The sequence below is a fragment of the Paenibacillus sp. FSL R7-0204 genome, assembly GCF_038002225.1.
Classification (GTDB): Bacteria; Bacillota; Bacilli; order Paenibacillales; family Paenibacillaceae; genus Paenibacillus_AQ.
This window is the reverse complement of sequence record NZ_JBBOCA010000001.1, coordinates 650,777-675,204: the sequence shown is the minus strand read 5'-3', so window position 1 is coordinate 675,204 and position 24,428 is coordinate 650,777. Positions and strand designations below refer to the sequence as shown.

Here is a 24,428-nt window from a genome sequence, read left to right as displayed (position 1 = left end):
CCGAAAACGAAAATTAACATATTCATACATTGACATTCATAAAATTTCCATATACATTTAAACCCATAATTCCGACCAAAAAACTATTATTAGGAGGCTTTAGAGCAGCATGAATAATATCGACAACAATTTATTATCAGCCATTGAGACGAACTGGTATGGCTTCGTGGTTTCTATTATCGTTTTCGCCATCCTGTTCTTCATGGCCCGCAAGAGAATCGGCTTCGGCACCCGTGTGCTGACAGGGCTGGGCATCGGATTGATTGCGGGAATATTTTTTCAATATTTCACGTTGGAGACTAAGGCCATCAGCACGTTCGGCAGCATCTATGTCAGTCTGATCCGTATGCTTGTTGTGCCGCTGGTGTTCATTCTGGTGCTCAACAGCATCTCCTCCTTAACTAACCTTGAATACCTCCGCAAAATCGGAATCAAGACCTTCGCCTGGTTCCTAGGCACCACCGGTGTTGCCTCCATCATCGGTCTGTCTGTAGCTCTGCTGTTCAACCCGGGCAAAGGCATCCAGCAGACCGTTCCCGAGGACTTCACCGCCCGTGAAATTCCTACCTTCTCACAGGTGATCCTCGACCTTGTCCCTTCCAATCCCGTGAATGAAGCGGCTACCGGCAAGGTGGTGCCTCTGTTGATTTTTGCTATCTTCCTGGCAGTAGCCATTATCAAGGTCGGCTCCAAGAAGCCGGAGGCCGTGAAGCCTGTCCGCGATCTTATTGAATCCTTGACGACAGTGCTGCACCAGGTTGTAAAATTCGTCATCCGCCTGACGCCCTACGGCGTATTCGCATTGATTGCCGGAATCACGGCGCGCTACGGCTGGGATACCCTTCAGGAGCTGGGCAGTGTCATCCTAACCTCTTACGCCGCACTGATTCTGCATTTTGTCCTGATCTTCGGCGGGCTGGTGCTGTTTGTTGCCAAGGTGAGCCCTATCCGCTTCTTCCGCAAAATCTACCCGATGCTGACCGTGGCCTTCACCACCAGAAGCAGCTACGCCACCCTGCCGGTGAATCTGGAGGTCATCACGAAACGGCTGCATGTCTCACCGCGCATTGCCAGCTTCGTGGCTCCGCTGGGTGCATCCGTGAACTTCAATGGCTGCGGCGGCGTATGGCCGGCCATTGTGGCTGTGTTCACCGCCCAGGTCTACGGGATTCAGCTTACCGGAACCGACTATATCACGCTGGTACTAGTCAGCATTATCTCCTCTATTGGGGTAGCGGGAGTGCCTGGACCGGCTGTAATCTCCACCACCGTTGTATTGACCGCGCTAGGCTTGCCGCTTGAGGGTATAGCCATCGTTGCAGGGGTGGAAGCCCTTATCGATATGGGCCGCACCGCAGTGAATGCTACCGGGACTACCGTGACAGCCCTGCTGGTGGCTAACTCAGAGGGCGAATTCGACCGCGAGGCCTTCAACCGTGGCGACAAAGAGGATGATGAGCTCCTCCTGAACCCAATCTAAGCAAGCCCCTCTCTTCTCGGTAAAAGCATAAAGACGCCAAAAAGCAGCGATTCCTCCGTGACTGGAAGAATCGCTGCTTGGCGTTATTATCAGATGGAACAAGTGATTACGTCATACTGATCCGCTCACGCCTCCGGGCTGACGCAAGGCAGCTCTCAATCAGCCTCATATTCAGCAGCGGGTCCTCTTCCCCAATCCAGGGCTTGCCGCTGAAGACCGCCGTGGCAAAATGGTCGGCCTGCTGGACGTAAGGGTTGGCTCCGAAGGCCTCGACACGCCGGGGCTCTCCTCCGCTGTACACGAAGAACTCTGCATCATCGAATCTCGCATTGAACGGCATCGGAATCTCGATCCGTCCCTGCGTACCGAGCACCTCCAGGAGCTGGCGGTTATACGCCCACATCCCGCAGTCGAAGATCAGGCTCTTCCCGCCGGGAAACTCCACCAGCCCGGAGGCCATCATATCTACATTATCATGCTCCGGCGAGAACAGCGCGTGCACGGTTACCGCCTCCGGCTCTGTACCGAACAGCAGCCGTGCGGCTGTGAGCGGGTAGCAGCCGACATCATAGAGCGATCCGCCTCCCCAGGCAGCATTGAAGCGGATGTTGGAGGTATCCGTAGCATCGTTGTAGGTGAACGTGCCGCGGATGGTACGCACCGCGCCGATCTCACCGCTGGCGATAATCACCCGCAGCTCATTGATACGCGGATGATGGCGGTACATGTAAGCCTCCGCCAAGTGAACGCCCGCCTTCCGGCAAGCCTCTACCATCTCGGCGGCCTCACGGCTGTTCAGCGCAATCGGCTTCTCGCATAAGATATGCTTACCCGCTTCAGCCGCGCGGATCACCCACTCACAGTGCAGATGATTCGGAAGCGGAATGTAGACGGCATCCACCTCCGGGTCCGCAAGCAGCTCTTCATAGCTGCCGTAAGCCTGCTCAATGCCGAATTCGGCAGCTACGCTGCTGCTCTTCGTAAGTCCGCGGCTGGCCACCGCCCGGATCACCCCGGTCTCGGACTCCTGGATAGCCGGCATTACCGAACCTGTAGCGATCTGCGCACACCCCATAATTCCCCAGCGAAGCTTCTCTGCCAAAGTTATCACCTTCCTTATCTTAGTGTGACCCATATAACAGCTATACCCAGCACAAGGATTCTTGCCGCACTCATAAGTACGAAATTCTTGACCGCCAGAATGAAGGTCGTGCCTTTATGCTGCTCTTGATAGAAGCGTGCAATATTGCGGCGCAGCGGAATCAGGGTCAGCAGGAGCAGCAGGACCAGTACCGGATGAACCCCGAGCAGCACCAGCACAATCAGATCGGCAAAAGACACATAATAGAGCAGCCTCCACAGCAGCAGCGCATTCTCCCGTCCGATGTACACCGGCAGCGTGTATCTGCGGTTCTCGATATCATCCTCAATATCGCAAATATTGTTCGCCAGCATAATTCCGGCAATACCCAGAATGGCCGGGACGGAGAACCAGAACAGATACAGCACCTCAAGAAAATTGATATGCAGGCTGATCCATTCGCCCTTCAGCAGCAGAGTGACCACCGCCTGATCCGAATGAATATAGGCCGAGATGAAAATAATGACGAACCCCATGAACAGCCCGGAGAACAGCTCACCGAGCGGCATCCGCGAGATGGGGATCGGTCCGAAGGAGTAAAGGATGCCTATCAGGAAAGAGAGTCCCCCAAGCAGGAATACCAGCAGTCCGGTCTGGAATACCAGGGCAATGCCCCCGCCTGCCGCCAGCACAAGGAGAATGACGATCAGCGCCACCACCGTAGACTCCTTCAGCTTGAAGCGGACAATCGGATTATGGGTCTCATACCCGTAACCATGGGTTTTGGCGGCCTTTTTGAAATCATAATAGTTGTTGATCGCTGTTGTTGCCATATCAAAGCTTAAGAGGGACACCAGCATCAGCACGAAGCGCAGGATATAGAAGTCCTCGAACCGGTACAGGGCATACAGCGTTCCCAGCAGCAGCGGGAGCATACTGGCCACCTTCGTCGGCAGCTCAACAAACTTGAAGAAAGTTCTTATATTCACGGCCATTCATCCTTATCAGTCATATGAGCACGTTACTGTGCGGTGGTTGTAATAGTAATCGGCGACCATTCAGCGATAACCGTCTGTCCGTGCGCCGACACGCTGCCTTCCGGGGTCAGGTCTTTCTCCGTCATAATGCCCAGAGCGATGGTGAAGCTGTTGAATTTCACGGGCACATTCCGCTCGCGCCGCACCTCATTGCCATTTACATAGAAGACAGCCTCATTGTTGCCCCGGTGGTAGGTGATAGCGTACGTGTTGAATTCACGCGGCTTGAAATCCGTATCCTCCTTGAAAATACAGAAGTATTTGGTTCCTCCCGTCTCGGGTACAGTTACCCCGGGGAACGGAAGGATGCCGTACACACTCGCATATTTATCGTTGCCCGCGAAGAAATCAAGCGCAGCGCCTGTGGTGAAGTCCAGCAGATTCAGCGACACATAGCCGTCATACAGATCCCCCGGAGCAGTGCCCTGTGTACGGGCGCGGATCTGGAGCTCGAAGCGGATTTCGCCTTCCTCCGGGATATCTACCGGCCGGGCTGAATAATACATATGCTTGGCATTATCCAGAATTTGCACCTGATCATGACGGCGGCTCAGCTGAGCCCGCACGTACAGATGATCATTACGCACGATCACCACCGCTTCCGGCTCACGATACGCCCAGAACGAGCCGTCCGGCAGCTTGAAGCCGCCCGTTTGCCAGACCTTTCCCTCTTCCAGAATGGTATGGAAATCCCCGATCACCGTTTGCTTGCCCTGTATTGCAGGCATATCTTCGTTCGCTGGCAGATGCTTGTCCATGAATTCTCCCGCTTTCTGTAGTGTAGTAGCCTTTCAAATTTCAAAATAGACCCTGGATCAGCAGCGCCACCGTCATGACCGCCCCGCAGCGTACCGATGCGCGCTGTGAAGCACCCATAAGGGGCAGATAGGCTTCAGAAGGATTCTCCGGCTGGAGGCTGCGGTAGATCCGTATCGGGGCAATGGCTGTCAGCAGAGCGAGCAGCGCATATACCGGCAAGATATGAAGAAGCACACACGCAATCAGTGAAGCATAAGAGATGTAGAGCAGCACCCGGGAGAACATCAGTGCTCTGCGTTCCCCCCATACCACGACCAGTGTAAGCTTGCCGGCCTGCTTGTCAGCTCTCCAGTGCAGAAAGTGATGATTGAACAGCAGCAGGGTAGTAAGCAGCCCGCTGGGCAGCGACAGCAGTACCGGCTTCAGGCTGAACGCTCCTGTCTGAACGAAATACGCGCCGAGCACCGGCATTAATCCAAAGGCCAGGAAGATGGCCAGCTCGCTGTAGCCCTTGCCCCGGTAACCGAACCGCAGCGGCGGCGCCACATAGAAATAAGCAATCAGCGCCCCTCCGGCCACGAACCACAGAATCTCCCAGCCGCTGTACAGGCTGAGCAGCAGGCCGCAGCCAGCCGCAACGGCCAGCAGCCCCCAGGTCAGCAGGGCAAACAGCGACTCACGCATAACGCCCCCGGACAGGAACCCGGAGTTCGTGGAGATAGCTCCAGGAGTATGCTGGGCCTCTGTATCGGTTCCGTTGCGGAAATCCCACAAGTCATTTACCATATTGGAGAATAAATGCGCTGCAGCCGCTCCAATGAACGTTATTACAAATAAAAACGGATGGAATACTCCCTGCCATACATAGGCCCCGGCTGTTCCCAGGACAACCGGTATGAGCATAACGGGAATCACTCCAAACCGTGAGGCTTTCTTAAATATGGTCCACTTCTCCATCATGCCAAGAAATATCTCCTTTTATTATGATTTGATAATGATTATCATTAAATTATTATACATCAAAATTCGACACTTTGGGCAGATTTACGCTGCAAAATATTCCCTTATCGTGGTACACTATAATCTATGGTACTTATTTCCTATTAAATCTTAAATAATGAAGGGGATCAGATGAAACTCCGCAAAAAAATAATCATCTTCATTAGTTTTGTCGCTATCCTCGGCATTGGTGCCACCTATCTGATGCTTCATTTGATTCTGCTGAACCGCTTCGAGAAGCTGGATGAGGCAGAGCTGAAGCGCAACCTGAGCAAGGCTACCGCTGCTTATCATCAAGAGCTGGAGAACCTGAGAACGGGACTCCTCGATGTTGCTGTCCGGGATGAAACCTATCGGTTCATGGAGACCGCAGCGGCTACCGGCTCTGCTGACTCCGGCAGTACGGCTGCCGCCTTCATCCGCAGCAGCCTTGAACCGGCTACTTATCCAAAGAATCATTTCGATATGATTGCCCTGCTTGATCTAGACGGACAACCGCTGTATGGCGGCTCTTATGATCTGACGGCAGGAATAGTCACCCCGTTAACCCAGGAGCAGCTAACGCTAATGAAGCTGGTCCGAAGCCGTCTGCCTGTGCCGCAAGCTCCCGGCGAGAGCCGGAGCGGCTTCGTTAATCTGGACAAGGGGACTATGCTAATTACTCTTACCCCTATTCTTAACAGCAGCAAGGACAAGCCGTTCATCGGAACGGCCATTGCCGGACGGATGCTGCACCAGGACGGAATCGCGCAGATCTGGGAGGATACCCTGTCCACGATGAAGATGTCACGCCTTACCACCCCTCTGCTTGCGGACAGCGGAGGTCAACGCGTCTGGACCAGCCCTGTCTCGGAAGGGCAGATGTGCATTCATACTGTACTAGACGATCTGTTCGGCGATCCCGGAATGGTCCTCACCCTGAAGGAGCCCCGCCAGTTCTACAACAGCGGGCTCAAGTCGCTCTCCACCTTCCGTATGTTCTATTTTATCTCCATTATGTTAATGCTGGGCGCAAGCATCCTCTTCGTGAACCGGTTCATTCTGAGAAGAATGTCTTCTCTGGTCCGCAACATCCGTAGAATCGGCAGCAGCAAGGATCTGTCAATCCGGATTCCCAGCTCCGGGCAGGATGAATTCAGCGAGGTTGAGGTCGAATTCAACCGGATGATTGATTCGCTGGAGCAGACCCAGGACGAGCTGCGGCAGCAATCGATGCTGGACCCGCTGACCCGGCTGCCCAACCGCTCGCTGTTTTTTGACAAATTAAATGAAGCAATTGCCGCCGTCAAGGGCAGTGACCGCCAAATTGTGCTGGTCTTCATTGATCTGGATCATTTCAAGACGGTGAACGATACCCTCGGCCATGACTTCGGCGATGCTATTCTGAAGGAGACTGCGTTCCGCATCACACAGGTTGTCGGCAAGCATGATGTGGTCTCCCGTCTAGGCGGGGATGAATTCACCATTCTGCTCTACGATGTGCCTGATGAAGGCAGCATTGCCCGGCAGCTCTCCCGGATTCAGGAAGCCCTGTCCATGCCGCACCGGATCAAGGGACATCTTCTATATAATACCGCCAGCATCGGCATCAGTATTTATCCGCAGAACGGGGAAGACGCCGATGATCTGGTCAAGCAGGCAGACCTGGCCATGTTCCATGTTAAGGAGACCGGCCGCAATAACATTTTCCAGTATTCAGAGGATCTCGAAGCAGGCATCCGGCGCAAAAAAGTACTGGCCCAGCAGCTCCTCTCCGCTGCCGCCGGGAACGAGTTCGAGCTGCACTACCAGCCGATTCTCAGCACGGGACAGCTGCAGGTATCCAAGGTGGAGGCCCTGCTGCGCTGGAACAATCCGGGCTATGGCAATATCTCTCCGGCCGAATTCATTCCGCTGGCGGAGAGCAGCGGCTCCATTGTCGGCATCGGCAGCTGGGTGCTGCGCCAGGTCTGCTCGGATATGCGCGATTTCCGCAGCCGGGGGCTTGAGCTTACCGCCGCAGTGAATATCTCCGCGCTGCAGCTCATGCAGCCGGGCCTGCTGGAGCTGCTCTTAGAGCTGCTGGATGAATATGAGCTGCCGGCCTCCAGCCTGGAGCTGGAAATCACGGAGAGCGTGCTCGTCTCCGGGGACGGCATCTTCCTGTCGTTGCAGCAGCTTCGGGCCCACGGGTTCCGGATCTCGCTGGATGATTTCGGTACCGGCTTCTCCTCCCTCAGCTATCTGCGCCGCTTCCCGGTGGATGTGATCAAGATTGACCGCTCCTTCATCTCCGAGATGTCACGGGAGGCCCAAGGGGATGTGCTCGTCAAGGCGATAATCGAGCTGAGCCATAATCTGGGGCTGCGCGTAGTCTCGGAAGGCATCGAGCATAGAGAGCAATTCGATATGCTGCGGGAGCTGGGCAGCGACGAGCTTCAGGGTTACTATATCAGCCGGCCGCTTCAGGCCCAGGCGCTGTATTCTTTTCTGGAGCAAGGTAATTATTACACCGGGCGATAAGCGACTTCTTTTATAGGCAAGCTACTGGCGATATGATATGATAGGCAGGCTGATAACAGCACCCGGCTTAGGGTGCTGTTATCCTATGCGAACACTTATGAAAATTGGAGGCTTTCATTGTTATGTCAGCGCAACCGCACACCGCACAGTCCGTCAAAATCGTTACCGCCGACCCCAGCGCCATCGGCTTATTCGGACTAGCCATCGTTACCCTGGTCGCTTCTTCACAAAAGCTCGAAATTACAACAGGTCTCAGCTACTGTATTCCTTGGGCTATCTTCCTTGGAGCCTTCGCCCAGCTATTCGCATCCATCCAGGATGCCAAGCACAACAACACCTTCGGCATGACTGCCTTCGGCGCCTATGCGTTCTTCTGGTTCGGCATGGGAGCAAGCTGGCTGATCAAGCTCGGTGTATTCGGTGCAGTGCTGGCAGAGGGCGTTGACCCCAAGCAGCTGGGATTTGTTTTTGCAGGATATCTTGTGTTCACCCTCTTCATGACGCTCGGCGCCGTTGAGGCGAACCGCGTACTGCTCATTATCTTCATCCTGATCGACTTCCTGTTCCTCGGACTCTCGATGGATGCCTTCGGCGTCGCTGCGGAATTCTTCCACAAGCTGGCTGCCGTATCGGAAATGGCGATCGGTATCGTATCCCTATACGGCTGCGGCGCATCTGTGCTCAACGCCCACTTCGGACGTACCTTCCTGCCGATTGGGGCCCCGCTGGGCATCTTCAAAAAATAGCTCCGGTTTCCAGCCGGGCAGGGCCATGCCCTCTGTCAAAAAACTCGGATAAATGCTTACTGCCCTTTTATGCAGACGGTGTTTATCCGTTTTTGGATTCAGGCGGGTTTTGTTAGGAATTCCCTTGCGCAAACACGATAATAATGACATGCTATAGAAACCCAAACGACATTTATCGACATCTCCCTGCGGTCTAGGAACCGCTTATTATCACTTTGACATCTGCGGCTTTTATTTTTCCGGTATCGGGGGCAATCCATGGCTTTCCTTAGTAAAAAGCCTTTAAGCATCATTATCGGCTTCATCATCGTCCTGCAGCTCTGCCTGTTCTATTACTATTCCGTATCCCTGGCCCGGGAATATAGAGCCGAGAAGGCGGATCTGGCCTCACAGGCGGTCATGCTGGCCTCGAACATCGAAGAGCGGGTGGCCATTGTGAAAGGGGTCAGCTCCTTTATCCAAACCGTCGGCTTCGATGCCGACCCCGCACTAATCCAGAGCTACCTGGTCACCGCGCACGCCAAGAACACCAGCAACGTCACGAATATCATGATCGCTCCGGATGGTCTGATCCGCTACCTCTACCCGCTTGAAGGCAATTCGTCACTGCTGGGCAGAAGCCTGCTGCTGGATTCCTCCCTGGCCTCTCCCGGCATGATCCAAGAAACGATCCGTTCCCGCAGCATTACAATAGACGGTCCGCGTACACTTGCCCAGGGCGGCTATGGCATGGTGATCCGGCAGGCCATCTATAAGGACAACTCTCTGGAGGGCATCGTCTCCGTTACCGTGAAGATCGATAATATCATTAACCAGCTGGTGTATAAGGACAGCAATATCTATGTCACTGCCAAGGATCATACCTTCCTGTTCGGCAATGAAGCCCATACGAAGGACCCGCAGCTCACCGTTCCCGTGAACACCTATAATCAGCACTGGCTGATGGGGATCTCCCTGCCCTCCCACAAGAAATGGCAGGTGCTGCTCAGCGTGCTGTGGATCGATATTGCTTTTCTGCTGGTGATTGCCTTCATTCTATATATTTTCTGGTATCAGAGCCGCTTCAACCGCGAGCTGGAACGGGTGGTCAGAATCCGGACCCGGGACCTGCGTATTTCCAAGCGTCTCTATGAAAAGCTTGCGCACTACGACAGTCTGACGGAGATCCCCAACCGGCGGTTCTTCATGGACGAATTCGAGCGTCTGCTGCAGAGCTCGGAGCCCACACAGACCTATACCTTATTCTTTTTCGACCTGAACCGGTTCAAGGAGATTAATGATACGCTCGGCCACTCTACGGGGGATCAGGTGATCAAGACCCTGGCCGGACGGCTCAAATCCGGGAGCCTGCCCTTCAAGCTGTTCGCCCGTACCGGCGGAGATGAATTCGTGATGATCTTCGCGGGTCTGCCGCACACGGATATTCCTGTGATCGCCGGGCGGATCAGCACGCTGATCGCACAGACTCTCCTGATCTCGGGAGCACATCTGAGCCTGTCCACCAGCATTGGCATCTCCCTGTACCCCGAGCATTCGCAGAATACGGATGATCTGCTGAAATTCGCCGATATGTCGATGTATCAGGCCAAGTCGCAGGAGGACACCAATTACTTCATCTTCGACTGGGAGCTGCGCGAGAAGCTGGAGCAGAAGACGATGATCGCCAAATATCTGCACTCCGCCCTGGAACGGGAAGAATTCGTGCTGTATTATCAACCCCAGATCAACGCCATCACAGGGGAAATGATCGGCATAGAGGCGCTGATCCGCTGGAATCACCCCGAGAAGGGACTGATTGGACCAGGGACGTTCATCACTGCCGTCGAAGAAGCCGGGCTGATGATCCAGCTGACCGACTGGGTGCTGCGTGAGGTGTGCCGCCAGCTCTGCGAGTGGCGCAGCCTGGGGATGCCGGTGCTGCGGACCTCAATCAATATCTCCAACAGCTGGTTCTACAACCGCAACCTGATCGAGAATCTGTTCGCCGTGCTTGACGAGTACGGGCTGGATACCGGTGTGCTGGAATTCGAGATTACCGAGAGCACCGCACTGCTGGAGGAGCATTATCCGCTGCTGCAGCAGATGCGCGATCACGGGATCATCGTCTCCATCGATGATTTCGGCACAAAATATTCGTCGCTGAATTATCTGAAGCATTTTCCCGTGAACAAAATCAAGATTGACCGCACCTTCATCACCGGCATCGGCGTCAGCTCCATAGATGAGACCATTATCAAATCGATCGTCTTCGTCGCCTCCCAGCTTGGCTATGACCTGATTGCCGAAGGGGTCGAGACGCAGGAGCAGCTGGCCTTCCTGGTGCAGCATAATTGCCCGCATATTCAGGGATTCCTGTTCTTCCCTCCGCTGCCTGCTGATGAGATCCGCAAGCTGGTCTCCTGAAGCTGTCAGGATGCTTTGCACGCGGGTATGGGGATCGTTATAATTAGCTTCATCCGATGTTAACCCGAAAGGATTCTGAGACCATGAATAAATTGACTACCGGCGAAATGGCCGGAACCGCCCTGTTTGCGCTGATCCTCGCCCTCCTGGCGTACCGGATTATCCGCGGCATGCCGAAGATGGCCGGAGACATTACCGCCTTCCGCAAACGGACCCTCGTCTGGACCCAGGTCGCCCTGGTGCTTACCGTCCTTCAGCTCAACTTCAAGGCCGGAGACTGGCGCTTCGGCATTATCCTCGGCCTGATCGTCCTGTTCACCGGCAGCATCTGGCTGTCCGCCCGCCGCTATGACAATGCCCGTCAGACCCAGTCTGCAGCAGATCAGCAGGAGAACAATAAAGAATAACCCGCGATATGAAGTGAATTCAAGCATCGAATATGCTGTACTGTTACTATACAGAAGTCTTGAGCATGGACTTGTGCTCGTACATTGCCTTGTCGGCATACGTAAAAACGGTATGAATATTATCCCGGCCCCTTGTAATAAAAACAGAGTATCCATACGCAAGCACAATGGGGAATACCCGGTTGCGGTTGATATCTTTGGCCGCATGATCCAGCTCATTCAAAGCCCTGTCCACTTCCGCCGCCGGTATATCCTTGCACAGCACACAAAATTCATCACCGCCGATTCTAAAAGGGCTGCCGATGCCCTTGAAGCTCTGTTTAATGACATTTGCACAATCCAGAATGGCTTCATCTCCGGCAGTATGTCCAAAGCAGTCATTGATTGTCTTTAATTGATTCAAATCTATGACCACAACCACCACTTGCTCGCTGGTATTTCCGTAATGTTCTATAGCCTTTTCAAATGCAGCACGATTCTTGATCAGGGTAGGTGCATCATAAGTAAACTGCAGCTCACGCAGATAAATATAGTACATCAACAGGGATATTGCGACGCTTGCCCATATCACGATGATATCGGCATACATGATTTGGATCACCATGCATAGGACAGGCACTAGTAAAATGAGGATTAATACCTTATTATCCTCCTGTTCGTATCCTGCGTGATTTCTCAGAAGAGCCGTGGTGAGCCCAATAACATAATACGTACTTACGATTGCCGGCAACATAAAGAAGCTCCCGCGTATATAATGGCCTGTGGCATCTACATCAAAAACCCAAGCTGTCCGGTAGCTAAGCATACATATACATGCATTGATAAGGAGCGGTGTCCACAGCAGCAGGCTACTAAGGACGCTACGTTTGCTGTTCCTGTTTAGATAAAGCAAAAGCAAGGGCACAAGGGGGCTAAGAGAAAAGCCCAGACTATTCATAATCCGGTGCGGAATTACATAGCTTGCGCTACTGTTATTCCCAAGATAGACTGTTCCGGTCTCCAACAACAGCAAAACAATGGTGGTAACCGCCGCACACAAATAAATTTTGGTTTTTTGACGGTTAACGACGTTATTCTTCTTCGCAAAGCTGATGGTCAAGCATAAGGAAAATATACCAAGGGTATTCTCAACAATAGTAGCTGTCATATCTTTATCCCCACCAGCCCGTCCTGTACTTATTAACTGAATTCCGTCACCTGTTGCAGCTTTCCTAGATTATACATCCATTTCCGGACGTTTCCCATCATTTCCTATAGCCAGTATAAGAGCCATATTGCTCAACGCTTCCTAACTTCAGGATTTTGCAGCTTGACATTTTCGCAGGCATACTTCCCCTCTCCCTAACCATACTAAAGACATTCTATGGATACTGATGGAGGGCTGATGAATGGGCAAAAAACTAAATCTGCTAATGTTCAGCGGAGAGTATGACAAGGCGATGGCCGGGCTGATTCTGGCGAATGCGGCAAGGGATATTGAGGTGGAGGTTACGATGTTCTTCTCGTTCTGGGGGCTGTTTCTCGTCCGCGACCCGGAGACTATGACGCTAGAGGATAAGAGTATCTACGAGAAGCTGATGGATGTCATTACTCCCAAGGGGCCGGAGCAGCTGCCGCTCTCGCGGATGAACTTCAGCGGGCTTGGCAAGCTGATGCTGGAGGAGATGATGGAGGATCAGGGGGCACCGAAGCTGATCCATTTCCTGAAGGGGGCACGCAAAAAGAACATCAAGTTCTACGCCTGCAAGCTCTCGGTGGAGATCATGGGCTTCAAGCCGGAGGAGCTGCTGCCCGAGGTGGAGATTATCGATGCCGCCGCGTATCTGAAGGATGCGCTGGAGAGTGATATCCAGCTCTTTATCTGATGGCTATGGGCTTTAACCTAATTACACCACCGGGCATATACTGAGGCAGACGAAGACGGATCGGTTACGCCCGGCGGGCACGCAGAGGCTGCGACTCATACGATACTTGCCTTGCGCAGCACCAGCGCCTGCCGGAATCCGTCTGATTGATAGAGCATTCATTGCCTGGAGGGATTGTCCGTGCTGAGTATTCACCGCGCCGCTGCGGCAGACGCGCCGTCTTCACTGCAAGTGCATTTCGCGGCATTCCGTGAGCACACGGTCGGCAGCCGCCATCTGATCTCCACCCCCTACGGACGGCAGCCGCTGCTGTATGCCGACTGGACGGCCAGCGGCCGTCTGTATGAGCCGATCGAGCGCAAAATACAGGAGAGCTTCGGCCCCTATGTCAGCAATCCGCATACCGACTCCAACACCACGGGCCTGACCATGACCCTCGCTTACCACGAAGCACGGAGCATCATCCGGCATCATGTGAATGCCGCTCCCGCAGATGCACTGCTCTTCTGCGGCAACGGCACCACCGGCGCGGTGAACAAGCTGCTGCGCATCATGGGCCTGAAGCTGCCGGAATGGCTGAAGCAGGAGTACCTCTGCACACCGGAGGATCGCCCGGTCATCTTCGTCAGCCATATGGAGCATCATTCCAATCTGCTGCCCTGGCAGGAGAGCTTCGGCGATGTGGTTACCGTCCCCTCCGGGCCGGGCGGAGAAGTAGACCTACAGCGGCTCGGGGAGCTGCTGCAGGTCTACCGGAACCGCCGCTTCAAGATCGGGTCCTTCACCGCCTGCTCCAATGTCACCGGCATAGAGACCCCATATCACCAGCTTGCTACGCTCATGCACCAGTATGGAGGGGTATGCTTCGTCGATTTCGCAGCCAGTGCCCCTTATCAGGAGATCAATATGCATCCGGCAGCCCCGCTGGAGAAGCTGGATGCCATCTTCTTCTCACCGCATAAATTCCTCGGCGGCCCGGGAACCGGCGGCGTGCTGCTGTTCGACACCGCGCTTAGCACCAGCCGGCTGCCGGATGAGCCCGGCGGCGGCACCGTGGTATGGGTGAACCGCTGGGGCGGACGCCGCTACATTGATGATGTTGAGGTGCGCGAGGACGGGGGCACCCCCGGCTTCCTCCAGGCGATCCGCACCGCCCTCTGCGTGAAGCTGAAGGAGCAGATGAACGGAACCGGACAATATATGATCATCCGCGAACAGGAGCTATGCCGGAGGCTGCTCTCAGGGCTGGAGCAGATTCCCGGCTGCTCTGTGCTGGAGGGCACGCACCGTAAGCGGCATGGCATTGTCTCCTTCACGCTGAAGGAGATTCATTACAATCTCGCGGTAAGGCTGCTCAATGACCGCTTCGGCATTCAGGCACGCGGCGGCTGCTCCTGTGCCGGTCCGTACGGCCACCAGCTGCTCGGGCTGAACCCTGCGAAGTCCCAGGCATTCATCCAGGCGATCCACGCCGGGGACCAGTCGCTGAAGCCGGGCTGGGTCCGCCTGTCCCTACACCCGATTATGACCGGGCGCGAGGTGGAGCATATGATTTTTGCCGTACAGTCTATCGTCAGCAATATTGCTGAATGGAGCCAGGATTACCACTACAATGCGGTCACCAACAGCTGGATTCATACCGGAGAGAGAGGCGCAACACAGGAGGAGATTCGTGAATTATTTGTGCTGTAGCGGGGCTTGGCTGCGCAGCTCCCGCTCCCGCGCCAGCCGGGCAAACCTGGCTTCAATCGCTTTAACCCCCCACAGAGAAGCTCCGATAAACAGCAGCACATAGAGGATCTCCGCCGGATGACGGATGAACCGCTGCACATCATTGCCGATGTAGGATACCGCAAATACCATGATGGCTTTGCCGGCACACAGCGCAATCAGGTAGGAACGCAGCCGCATTGCGGCTAGCCCCGCCGCCATATTAATCACCACGAACGGACCCACCGGAAACAGACTAAGCAGGAACACATAGCTGAACCCGCTCTGGCGGACCCAGGTCATCGCTTTGGCTACCTTGGGCCGCTTGGCCCATTTGGTGAGGTAGGGATGTCCGGCAATTTTGCGGATAATCAGGAAGGTGACTGTGCAGCCTGCGACCAGACCGATCCAGGAATACAGGAACCCCAGCCATAATCCGTACACCGCCCCGTTAAGCCCCACAATCGCAATGGTCGGCAGCGGGGGCACGAACGATTTCAAGAAGGTAAGCCCCACCCCGGGCAGCGGCCCGAACGAGCGGTATTGCTCCAGCAGCTGCAACAGGCGCTCCTCAGTCAGCCATGACATAATTTCTATATAGAACATTTCTTCAGCGCTCCTCATACAGTCTGTAATAGTTGTCGTTATACATAGCAATGAGCTTCAATTATACAATACTTCTCCCCGCCTGACGCTAAAATGCCTGCAGACTAGACAAGTGCAAGCTGCCGGAGATATGATAAAGTGAATTTCTAAGTGATACAGTCAGCCAGAAGTGAGGTATTCATGAAACCATTTGATTATAGTCTGCTGGCTAAAAGAGCATTGGCCCTAATCTGCATCTGCCTGCTCGCCGCAGCCGCACTGGTGCCGCTGCTGGGCAGTTCTCAGTCCGCCTGCGCTACTCAGCAGCCCGGGGAAATCGATTTATCCTCCTGTACCTTTGATGATTCTTCCATCTTCACGCTGGACGGAGAATGGGAGTTCTACTGGCAACAGCTGCTGGACCCGCAGGAGAACATCTCAGGGACTGCGGAAGCACCAGCCTATTTGAGTGTACCAGGAATCTGGACCCCGCGTTCCGAGGCTACCGGGTTCTCCCGTTACGGCTACGCGACTTACCGTCTGCTGGTCCAGCTCCCGCCGGATATCCACGCCTTTGCTCTCAAGGTAACCAGTATCCGCTTTGCCAGCACGGTGTTTGTGAACGGCAATTCTCTTGGAGCAAGCGGAACACCAGGGACATCCAGTCAAAGTACTGAACCGCGTAATAACCCGTACTTTCTTGCCTTCAGCACCAACAATACTCATCAGGCGGAGATTCTGATTCATACCGCAAACTTCACCTATACTAATGGGGGAATCCCTGAATCCATCCGGATCGGTACTCCCTCTTCCATTGGAACCTTAGACAAGCGGAACAGTACCTATGATATTGTGCTGATAGCAGGTTTTGCTTTTATCGGGCTCTACTTTCTCGGACAGGGCTTCCAGCGTAAAGAGGACAACTCTTCGCTGCAGCTGGCGATGTATTGCTTCACGATCGCCCTCTACATGATGACACACAGCGAGAAGCTGCTTTTTGAATATTTCCCATCGATCTCATATGAGGTATTCAGCAAGCTGCAGTCGATTTCCAGTGTAGTCGGATTCTATTTCGTGTCAAGCTATACATACTCCCTGTTTCCTTCAATCTATTCCTTGCTCTTCCGGCGGATTACCCTTGTGTATTCACTGGGATTCTGTGTGATCGTACTTACAAGTACAATCCGTGTATACTCCCGTGTCACAAACATACTACTGATTTTCAGCCTCATCTCCATCTGCTACACCTTCTACGTCATGGCGAAGGCTGCTTGGCGGCGGGAGACCGGTTCTTATTATCTGCTCATCGGCGTAATCGCTGCGTTTTTGTTTACCACCTCGCTCTCAGCCAATTTGTTTCTGGGCACGGGGTTATATGCAATCCCGCCGGTATCCGGCCCGATCTTCATCCTCGCCGAGGGATTGTTCCTGTCTGCACGCCATGCGCATGCCTATCAGAAGATCAAGCAGCTCTCCCTTCAGCTCGAACGTAAGGACAGAGACAAGGATGAGTTCTTGTTCAGGACCTCAACCCAGCTGCGTACACCGCTAAATGCCATAATCAATATTTCGCTATCCATGTATGAGGGTGCCGGCGGGCCGCTCAGCCCATCCCAGCGCGAGGATATGCGGCTCATTCTCGGAACCGGAAGACGGCTCGCCTTCCTGGTGAGGGATATCGTCGATTATGAACAGATCAAGCGGGAGCTGATTACACTGCACCGGGATACCGTCGATGTTCAAGGCGTTGCGGAGATTGTAATTGAGGTCTTCCGGTTTCTGAACAAGAACGGCGAGATCCGCATCAAGAACCGCATTCCACCTGCTGCGTTCCTGGTCCATGCCGATGAACAACGGCTGATGCAGATCCTCTACAACCTGCTGGATAATGCACTGAAATTCACAGATCGCGGCAGTGTGATTATTGAGGCTGCTCAGCTCGATGATTCCATCTCGGTCACGGTCTCCGATACCGGTCGGGGCATTCCCGAGGAACAGCTCGAGAATATCTTTCGTGATTACGAGCAGGTCAATGAAGCTGACTCGCTGGAGACAGGCGGGCTGGGGCTGGGGCTGGCTATCACCCGCAAGCTTGTAGAATTGCACGGGGGAAGCATTACTTTGTCCTCCGCGCTTGGCCTCGGAAGCAGCTTCACCTTCACGCTTCCCGCTCAGCAGGCTGACATGCCAGTTGCCCGGGAGCTAGACGACCGGCAGTTGCTGATCATGCCGGTAAAACCAACGCCGGAAGCCATGGAAGATGACTGGAAGTACCGGAGAATTCCATTAGTGCATTCCATCGGACAGGCAGATCCATACGCTCCCCGCATTCTGGTTGTGGATGATGATTACGCCAATCTGAAGGCACTGACTAACCTGCTGTCGCTGGAGAATTACAAGATCTCCAGTACGGGCAGCGGTAAGGAAGCGTTGGCTTTGCTGGCGGAGAACCGTGATTTCGACCTCTGCATCATCGATGTCATGATGCCGGGAATGTCGGGCCTTGAGCTGTGCAGGATTATCCGCCAGACCTTCACTCCGCTGGATCTGCCGGTCCTGATGGCAACAGCCGGGCAGCAGCTTCACTTCAATGAGGCGGCCTTCCGCGCTGGAGCCAATGACTTCATCCATAAGCCTTATGCCTGGAGTGATCTCAAGGGACGTGTCAATACGCTGGTACAGCTGAGAAGATCCGTCTCCGACCGGCTAAGTTCAGAGATCGCCATGCTGCGTGCGCAGATTAAGCCGCATTTTCTCTACAACGCGATTAATACAATCATCTGGATGAGTTCGCGTGACACCGAGAAGACTCAGCTGCTGTTATATGATCTGAGCCATTTCCTGCGTGGCAGCTTCGACTTCAACAATCAGGAGACCGCTATACCGTTTGAGAAGGAGCTGGAGCTGATCCAAGCCTATCTGTCGCTGGAGCAGGCCCGTTTCGGAAAGCGGCTGAACACCGAGTATCATATCGGGGTTAGTGAATTCCCGCTGCCGCCGCTGATTGTGCAGCCCATCGTGGAGAATGCCGTCCGTCACGGACTGATGGAGAAGATCGGCGGAGGAACGGTTATCATCTCCACCCGGCAGGAGGGCGATGATATCCTGATTACCGTCTCGGACAACGGAAAGGGAATGAGCGATGAACAGCTGTCCTCGTGGATGAAGGACGATTACCGTTCTCCACATGGAGAAGGCACCGGAATCGGCCTGCGGAACATTAACCGCCGGCTGCTGACACAGTTCGGGCGACCGCTTATCCTTACACGGGGAGCGAGCGGAGGTATAGATGTAGTGATAACAATCCCATGGAAGGATGAGGTCACCAGAGTATGAGCATCTCTGTAATGGTAATTGATGACGAATGGCCGGCACTGGAGCAAATGAAGGAGCTGCTGCTCCAGTGTGAAGGAATTTCCTCTGTCCTGACGTATGATAACCCGCGCGAAGCCCTCGCTGCTGCTGCGGAACTGAAGCCGGATGTTCTGTTCCTGGACATCCAGATGCCTGAGCTATCCGGCCTGGCTTTTGCCGAGAAACTGCTCCCCTTCTCCCCGGGTACGGATATCGTATTTGTGACGGCCTACCGGAATTATGCTGTAGAAGCCTTCGAGCTGTCGGCAATGGATTATCTCCTGAAGCCCGTAGCCCCCTCCCGCCTGCTGAAGACGTGGAACAAGCTGCTCAGTAAGCGTCTATCGCCGGCGGCTGCCGAAGCTGCCGGGGCAACCGGAGCAGCCGGAGCAGCCGGGATGACAACCGCGTTCCGCCTCCTGGGGGATTATAAATTGACCAGCCCTCAGGGCTTAGTGAAGTGGAGGACTCATAAAGCACAGGAATTATTTGCGTATCTGTGGATTCACAGGCAGGGCAGCGTAAGCGTAATTCTGAATGATGTGTTTCCGCAATGGAACTATGAGAAGGGAAAGCAATATCTGCACACCACAGTCTATCAGATCCGCAAAACCTTAAAGAAGGCTGCGCTGGAGGATCGCATTGAGCTGACCTTCGGCAGGGAGAATTACAGGCTGGAATCGAGGGGGATTGAGGGGGACATTGAGAAATTCCAGGAAGCTGCGGCCCTTGCAATGCAGAATAGCCAACTGGAGGAACTGCAGAAGGCCTGCGCCCTGTACACCGGTGATCTGCTTCAGTCACTGGACAGCCTCTGGGTGTATTCCGCCCGTGACAAATACCGCCGGCTGTACCTCAAGCTGCTGGAGCAGCTTACGCTGGGATTGGTGCAGGCTGCACGGCCACACGAGGCCGAAGATTACGCCGTGCGCCTGACGGAGCTGGAGCCGCTGGAGGAGAGCTACGCCCTGCGGCTGATCGCCATCTATTACGAGACCGACAAGCCCCTGCGCGCCCAGCGCAAATTCACCCAATTCAGCGAATCCTACATCGCAGAGACCGGCGATGCGTTGCCGGACTGGTTCGTGGAAGCGTACCGGAGGTTGGGGAGATAGGGGGGCTGAGAATGCTTTCGAGACAATGAGAAATATTTTTTATCATATACTCTAGGAAGCTAACAGTAAAAAAGACGATAATCACTCGAACTTGGCGAATGATTATCGTCCCTTTAAAATACATCTACGTTTACAGTCAGTCTTTTTTATCATGAACTTTCTTTTATTCACTTGTATTATTTAGATGATAATTCATTTTCGATAGCTGAGGACAAACCCTGATAAGAGGCATCAGGAAGGAGCTTCCCGTTAACCATAAACTGTGGTGTACCATTAATTCCATAATGTCCAGCAGTTTTATAATCTTCCTTAACATCCAACATATATTTATGGCCTTTGAAATCCTCCTCAAATAATTTATAATCAATGCCATCAATATTATTCTTCACAAAATCCAAAAGGAATCCTGGAGTTGCCCAAATTTCAGTTTCATCCCCTTGATGGTCATACAGCTTTTCATAGTATTCCCAAAACTTCTCATTATTCTGTTTGGCAATAGCTTCTCCTGCGCTTGCCGCAAGAATAGAATCACGGTCTATGAATGCATAGTTAACAAAATAAATTTCCGCTTTTCCCGTATCTAAGAACTCCTTCTTTAAACTATCCCAATTTGCCTCCTTCCATTTTTTACATGCGGGGCATTTAAAATCTGCAAACTCAATAATCTTTACTTTTGCATTGGCATTTCCCATACGCGGTTGTTTTTCATATTTCAATCCTTCAGCATTATACTTCCCTTTAATTTCTGTATAGTTTGGCATCTTCTCCAATGCGGATATTTCAGGCGAATTACTATTGTACACAACAATAAGCACTAAAAATATTACAAGAATAGAAAATATAGAAATAGTTGCATATAAAGACTTGCTACGAAAATTAATTTTGTTCATATTGTGGCTTTTTCATCATTTCTCATTCCTCTGTTAAGGTTGGCTTCTTCTCCACACAATCTGACCATTTTTATTAATGTATACTTCTCCATCAACACTATATGCGTAAGAAAGCCCCTTAGAAAAGCGTCCAGCCCAATCAAGCGTTGGTTGAATAACCCAAGCCCCTGTTTTATTAATGAATCCGGTCTTCCCTCCCGATTCGGCAACTGCAAGTCCTTCATGAAAGTCACTCGCTGCATCAAATTGGTTAGGAATAAGTAGTTTTCCTTTGTTATCTATATAACCTGACTTTCCATTTATTTTAACAGCCGCCAATCCTTCCGAAAAAGAGTGGACCTCCTCATAAATAGCAGGAATCTCTAATTTTCCTTTCTTATTAATAAAGCCATAGTTAGCTCCTGCTTTAACAGCCGCCAATCCCTCTGAAAAAGACTCCCCATTTTTATAACTTGAATTGAACAAAAACTTCCCTTTCTTATCAATATAATGGGATATTCCATTTATTGTAACCAGAGCAGCACCTTCAGAGAAATCCTCAGCGCTGTTATATTGGGCTTTTATTACTATTTTCCCGGAAGAATTAATGTATCCATATCCACTTCCCACTTGGACAGCAGCCAATCCTTCGGAGAAATTATTAGCTTTTTTGAATTGCGGTTTAATAACACTAGTTCCTGTAAGATCCATATAACCATAGTTAGATACAGCAAAATCAGTTGCAGTTTTAAGCGTTCTATACGCTGCAAGTCCTTCTGAAAATTCCTTGGCATCATAATAATTTCCCTTAGGTATTACTTTATTCCCTTGTTGATTGATGAATCCGTCAAATTTAGCATTTGAATAAACAATGGCTAGCCCTTCATTAAAGGCATAGGCATCTGTAAATTTTGTTTGATAATCAATAACAATTTTGCCTTCCGTATCAATATAGCCAAATTTCCCTCCGCGTGATACCGGAAAAAGATTTTGCTTAGAGTATAATGAAACAATCTGAGAGTCCCCGTACCACTTCACTTCGAGTCCGCTGGCTTCCCCAATAAAACGAAGTGGTACAAACGTTGCCCCATCAATTATCTGTGGAGCTACTTGAAGTATAGTTGGAGTATCATTTATCCAAGCCGTATTTTGATTAATTACTAATTTAATAGTAGTGCCTGTCTTCTGAACAGAAATTGTTTTGCTTGCTGAGTCGTAACTAACATTAAAACCCAATTTTTCGAATATCCCTTTAAATGGAACCAATACCGTGTTGTTCTTCATAATTGGTGAGTGCTTTTCTTGAATGGGATTTCCATACAAAATCACTCTAATTCCATTTTTCGCAAAAGCAGACTCTTTACTGACCATTGCAATAAAGAATATAACAAGGAAAAATGAGAACAGCACTTTTATTGATTTGCTCATATCTTACAATTCAGCTCCTTTGGTTTTTATTTCATCGAAGAATCTTAAGTGATATAGCCAACTCCCTAATATTCCAAATACTAGGCACAGGCACTCCGTCAACTTTGATATTAGTAAATTCCGACTTGTTTCTTCCGTCCTCATCTCCAGTCACTACTGATAAGAGCTTCCACTTCTGAAAACTTGATGATTGAATATTATAATCGGTATTGGATACTACTATTGTTGTCAACGGTTTATCAGCTGAACTACTACACCCAATATCACCACAAATAGCAGTACCATCAATTTTCAAACGGATTTTCTTATTATTATTGTACCATGCATAAAAAGTAACTTGAGAACCTGCCATGTAGGCATTAGCACTCTGAACTTGATTATAAGGCGCTTCAAATGAAGCATTAGTGGTACTACCATTAATTTGAATTGCAGGCTTCCACCCTTTCTCAGCATTACCTATACCCACAGAATCATCATACATTAATCCCATATCAGCAGAGTTAGCTCCAGCCATAAAACCAATATAGGTATAAGCATTCTCACCAGACTCTTTGACTACTTGTGATGGTGCAGCAATAGTTCCAGAAGTTGATATATTTAATTCCGAGTGATCAACGGGAATAAAGAACGCTTTCTTTTCATGATTAACATCTTCCTCGTAAAAATAATAACCATCTTCTGCAACACTTATATAATCATACACTTGCTCTGAAAATGATGCAGTAGCAAATCTTTTTAAACTTTTTATAAGCTTCTCTTTCTGAACCTCGCTAGCAGCCTCCGAGATAAATTGATCAACCACATTCTGTGAAATACCTATCTCATTTAGAATCTTAACACCATTTGCTGGATCATTAGCTACTTCTAAGAGATTTGCTGATTCTGCTCCTACAGATGAAGAAAATAACAACGAGCTCATAATTATTACTGACATTGCCGCATTTTTAAAGTTCATTTTTTTCTCCTTATAATTTAATTTTTTTAATAAAAATCCTTTTATTAAATCATCCTCTCATAAAAAGAAATATTTGTAATTAAAGAGTCCATACTATTCCATTTTTTCTATCTTGCAAACTTTTTTTTAAAATATAGATTTTACAAAGTTTTTAAACAACTATATCAATATATTGTAAAATACGACATTATACTTGCAGTTTTTCATAAGAAAGTTGTCTAAAGGAATGATGCTACAGAGAAAAATAACTTTTTTTATACTTATATGTATTCACAATACAAAAATATTCGATATTTTACGCCACATTTCGACGTTTATCAGTGTTTTATCAGTGACAATTGTTACCATTGTTCATATACAAGATCATTCGTGCATAGGGATGCATCATTATGATGGCAATGGGGGATGTAACATGAATAAAAGGAATAGGTTCAAGCGTGCAATCAGAGGGATGAAGGTACTGCCGCTTATGATGTCCATGATTCGTGAGGCTGCAGTGGATAACACCGCTCCTGTGATGTCTGTTGAGGTGACCACTGACAAAGAGGCCTATAATCCGGGGGATGAAGTTACCGTGCTGGTGCATTTAAAAGACTTCGCGCCAAATGACCGTGGCTACAGCTATCTTAACTTCATTATCCAATATGACAGCCAGGTATTTGATAACCTTGAATATACACAGGATTCGGTCTATGCGGAAGGAAATTATACGGCTGGAAGTGAGGTAGATGACCTGTTCCAGTTCAATTTCCAGAGTCCCGTGGATGGCAGTATCTATCTCGGTAAGAACACAAATATGCGCGGCATTGATATTCAGGTTGAAGCGCGCAGCGGGCAGCAGGCGATTCCGGCAGTAGATCAGACGCTGGTCACGTTCAAGCTGAGGGTCAAAGAACTTACGCTTGCCTCCTCCGCAACGATCAGCCTGGCCAATGAATTCACCAGAATCCGCACCTCTGAAGCCGCGAATAGCATCTATCTCTACTCGCCCGATGTCACTGCGAACGCCCCGGCAAGGATCGAAATTACCCAATCTCCGTCCGTCTCCGTCTTCTCTGCACTGGAGTCCGTTAACCGTCTGACGTAGCAGTGTACCCTGCAACTGCGGCAGCTTCATCCACATACATATCCCT

19 protein-coding genes are annotated in these 24,428 nt (G+C 51.2%); 10 read left to right on the top strand and 9 right to left on the bottom strand.

From position 1 onward, the window contains the following. Nucleotides 1-109: 109 nt before the first annotated feature. Nucleotides 110-1,480: a dicarboxylate/amino acid:cation symporter gene (locus tag MKX42_RS03120; protein ID WP_340751154.1), complete on the top strand. Its 1,371-nt coding sequence runs from the start codon at nt 110-112 to the stop codon at nt 1,478-1,480. Between the two features lie 106 nt (nt 1,481-1,586). On the opposite strand, the gene MKX42_RS03115 is transcribed toward MKX42_RS03120, so the two are convergent. From MKX42_RS03115 to MKX42_RS03100, 4 genes are read right to left on the bottom strand one after another with little or no spacing between them, the layout of a single operon-like run. Next, complete coding sequence (locus MKX42_RS03115) at nt 1,587-2,582, bottom strand: Gfo/Idh/MocA family protein (RefSeq protein ID WP_340751152.1); 996 nt, start codon at nt 2,580-2,582, stop codon at nt 1,587-1,589. Nucleotides 2,583-2,596: 14 nt separating this feature from the next. Next, the gene (locus tag MKX42_RS03110; protein ID WP_340751150.1) at nt 2,597-3,550 is read right to left on the bottom strand and encodes a 1,4-dihydroxy-2-naphthoate polyprenyltransferase; all 954 of its coding nucleotides are present in this window, start codon (nt 3,548-3,550) and stop codon (nt 2,597-2,599) included. A gap of 32 nt (nt 3,551-3,582) precedes the next feature. Continuing rightward, nucleotides 3,583-4,356 (bottom strand): DUF6081 family protein, encoded by a 774-nt coding sequence (locus MKX42_RS03105; protein ID WP_340751148.1) that lies wholly within the window; start codon nt 4,354-4,356, stop codon nt 3,583-3,585. Nucleotides 4,357-4,396: 40 nt separating this feature from the next. Continuing rightward, nucleotides 4,397-5,317 carry a prenyltransferase gene (locus tag MKX42_RS03100; protein WP_340751146.1) on the bottom strand — a complete coding sequence of 307 codons (921 nt, stop codon included), beginning with the start codon at nt 5,315-5,317 and terminating at the stop codon, nt 4,397-4,399. A gap of 171 nt (nt 5,318-5,488) precedes the next feature. Between MKX42_RS03100 and MKX42_RS03095 the strand changes: the two genes are divergently transcribed. The 4 genes from MKX42_RS03095 (at nt 5,489) to MKX42_RS03080 (ending at nt 11,414) form a co-directional block, all read left to right on the top strand. Next, on the top strand, nt 5,489-7,858 hold the full coding sequence (locus MKX42_RS03095; RefSeq protein ID WP_340751144.1) for a bifunctional diguanylate cyclase/phosphodiesterase: 2,370 nt from the start codon (nt 5,489-5,491) through the stop codon (nt 7,856-7,858). 122 nt (nt 7,859-7,980) lie between these two features. Next, nucleotides 7,981-8,604: an acetate uptake transporter gene (locus MKX42_RS03090; protein WP_036692138.1), complete on the top strand. Its 624-nt coding sequence runs from the start codon at nt 7,981-7,983 to the stop codon at nt 8,602-8,604. 258 nt (nt 8,605-8,862) lie between these two features. Continuing rightward, nucleotides 8,863-11,007 carry a bifunctional diguanylate cyclase/phosphodiesterase gene (locus tag MKX42_RS03085; RefSeq protein WP_340751142.1) on the top strand — a complete coding sequence of 715 codons (2,145 nt, stop codon included), beginning with the start codon at nt 8,863-8,865 and terminating at the stop codon, nt 11,005-11,007. A gap of 83 nt (nt 11,008-11,090) precedes the next feature. Further along, nucleotides 11,091-11,414 (top strand): hypothetical protein, encoded by a 324-nt coding sequence (locus MKX42_RS03080; RefSeq protein ID WP_340751140.1) that lies wholly within the window; start codon nt 11,091-11,093, stop codon nt 11,412-11,414. Between the two features lie 46 nt (nt 11,415-11,460). Here MKX42_RS03080 and MKX42_RS03075 read toward each other — a convergent pair whose 3' ends face one another. Then, nucleotides 11,461-12,561, bottom strand: coding sequence for a GGDEF domain-containing protein (locus MKX42_RS03075; protein WP_340751138.1), 1,101 nt, complete (start codon nt 12,559-12,561; stop codon nt 11,461-11,463). Nucleotides 12,562-12,802: 241 nt separating this feature from the next. On the opposite strand from MKX42_RS03075, the gene MKX42_RS03070 reads away from it, so the two are divergent. After that, a complete protein-coding gene (locus MKX42_RS03070) occupies nt 12,803-13,279 on the top strand; it encodes a DsrE/DsrF/DrsH-like family protein (RefSeq protein WP_076080972.1) in 477 nt (158 codons plus the stop codon). A 180-nt stretch (nt 13,280-13,459) separates the two neighbouring features. Then, nucleotides 13,460-14,971 (top strand): aminotransferase class V-fold PLP-dependent enzyme, encoded by a 1,512-nt coding sequence (locus tag MKX42_RS03065; RefSeq protein WP_340751136.1) that lies wholly within the window; start codon nt 13,460-13,462, stop codon nt 14,969-14,971. Here the strand turns inward: MKX42_RS03065 and MKX42_RS03060 are convergent. Then, nucleotides 14,957-15,595: a TVP38/TMEM64 family protein gene (locus MKX42_RS03060; protein WP_340751134.1), complete on the bottom strand. Its 639-nt coding sequence runs from the start codon at nt 15,593-15,595 to the stop codon at nt 14,957-14,959. The genes MKX42_RS03065 and MKX42_RS03060 overlap by 15 nt on opposite strands. A gap of 180 nt (nt 15,596-15,775) precedes the next feature. Here MKX42_RS03060 and MKX42_RS03055 point away from each other — a divergent pair, with 180 nt between their 5' ends. Continuing rightward, nucleotides 15,776-18,910 (top strand): ATP-binding protein, encoded by a 3,135-nt coding sequence (locus tag MKX42_RS03055; RefSeq protein WP_340751132.1) that lies wholly within the window; start codon nt 15,776-15,778, stop codon nt 18,908-18,910. Next, nucleotides 18,907-20,043 carry a response regulator gene (locus MKX42_RS03050; protein WP_340751130.1) on the top strand — a complete coding sequence of 379 codons (1,137 nt, stop codon included), beginning with the start codon at nt 18,907-18,909 and terminating at the stop codon, nt 20,041-20,043. Before MKX42_RS03055 ends, MKX42_RS03050 begins: the two co-directional genes overlap by 4 nt. Before the next feature lie 176 nt (nt 20,044-20,219). Here MKX42_RS03050 and MKX42_RS03045 read toward each other — a convergent pair whose 3' ends face one another. From MKX42_RS03045 to MKX42_RS03035, 3 genes are read right to left on the bottom strand one after another with little or no spacing between them, the layout of a single operon-like run. After that, a complete protein-coding gene (locus tag MKX42_RS03045; protein ID WP_340751128.1) occupies nt 20,220-20,933 on the bottom strand; it encodes a DsbA family protein in 714 nt (237 codons plus the stop codon). Nucleotides 20,934-20,966: 33 nt separating this feature from the next. Beyond that, a complete protein-coding gene (locus MKX42_RS03040; protein WP_340751127.1) occupies nt 20,967-22,340 on the bottom strand; it encodes a WG repeat-containing protein in 1,374 nt (457 codons plus the stop codon). Between the two features lie 31 nt (nt 22,341-22,371). Beyond that, the gene (locus MKX42_RS03035) at nt 22,372-23,295 is read right to left on the bottom strand and encodes a YrpD family protein (RefSeq protein ID WP_340751124.1); all 924 of its coding nucleotides are present in this window, start codon (nt 23,293-23,295) and stop codon (nt 22,372-22,374) included. 412 nt (nt 23,296-23,707) lie between these two features. Here MKX42_RS03035 and MKX42_RS03030 point away from each other — a divergent pair, with 412 nt between their 5' ends. Further along, the gene (locus MKX42_RS03030; RefSeq protein ID WP_340751122.1) at nt 23,708-24,382 is read left to right on the top strand and encodes a cohesin domain-containing protein; all 675 of its coding nucleotides are present in this window, start codon (nt 23,708-23,710) and stop codon (nt 24,380-24,382) included. Nucleotides 24,383-24,428: the final 46 nt, after the last annotated feature.

Bases quoted from the DNA above. Each gene is read 5' to 3' on its own strand.
- MKX42_RS03120 (WP_340751154.1), top strand. From the start codon at position 110: ATGAATAATATCGACAACAATTTATTATCAGCCATTGAGACGAACTGG.
- MKX42_RS03105 (WP_340751148.1), bottom strand. From the start codon at position 4,356: ATGGACAAGCATCTGCCAGCGAACGAAGATATGCCTGCAATACAGGGC.
- MKX42_RS03100 (WP_340751146.1), bottom strand. From the start codon at position 5,317: ATGATGGAGAAGTGGACCATATTTAAGAAAGCCTCACGGTTTGGAGTG.
- MKX42_RS03095 (WP_340751144.1), top strand. From the start codon at position 5,489: ATGAAACTCCGCAAAAAAATAATCATCTTCATTAGTTTTGTCGCTATC.
- MKX42_RS03090 (WP_036692138.1), top strand. From the start codon at position 7,981: ATGTCAGCGCAACCGCACACCGCACAGTCCGTCAAAATCGTTACCGCC.
- MKX42_RS03085 (WP_340751142.1), top strand. From the start codon at position 8,863: ATGGCTTTCCTTAGTAAAAAGCCTTTAAGCATCATTATCGGCTTCATC.
- MKX42_RS03080 (WP_340751140.1), top strand. From the start codon at position 11,091: ATGAATAAATTGACTACCGGCGAAATGGCCGGAACCGCCCTGTTTGCG.
- MKX42_RS03075 (WP_340751138.1), bottom strand. From the start codon at position 12,561: ATGACAGCTACTATTGTTGAGAATACCCTTGGTATATTTTCCTTATGC.
- MKX42_RS03070 (WP_076080972.1), top strand. From the start codon at position 12,803: ATGGGCAAAAAACTAAATCTGCTAATGTTCAGCGGAGAGTATGACAAG.
- MKX42_RS03060 (WP_340751134.1), bottom strand. From the start codon at position 15,595: ATGTTCTATATAGAAATTATGTCATGGCTGACTGAGGAGCGCCTGTTG.
- MKX42_RS03055 (WP_340751132.1), top strand. From the start codon at position 15,776: ATGAAACCATTTGATTATAGTCTGCTGGCTAAAAGAGCATTGGCCCTA.
- MKX42_RS03050 (WP_340751130.1), top strand. From the start codon at position 18,907: ATGAGCATCTCTGTAATGGTAATTGATGACGAATGGCCGGCACTGGAG.
- MKX42_RS03045 (WP_340751128.1), bottom strand. From the start codon at position 20,933: ATGAACAAAATTAATTTTCGTAGCAAGTCTTTATATGCAACTATTTCT.
- MKX42_RS03040 (WP_340751127.1), bottom strand. From the start codon at position 22,340: ATGAGCAAATCAATAAAAGTGCTGTTCTCATTTTTCCTTGTTATATTC.
- MKX42_RS03035 (WP_340751124.1), bottom strand. From the start codon at position 23,295: ATGAACTTTAAAAATGCGGCAATGTCAGTAATAATTATGAGCTCGTTG.
- MKX42_RS03030 (WP_340751122.1), top strand. From the start codon at position 23,708: ATGAATAAAAGGAATAGGTTCAAGCGTGCAATCAGAGGGATGAAGGTA.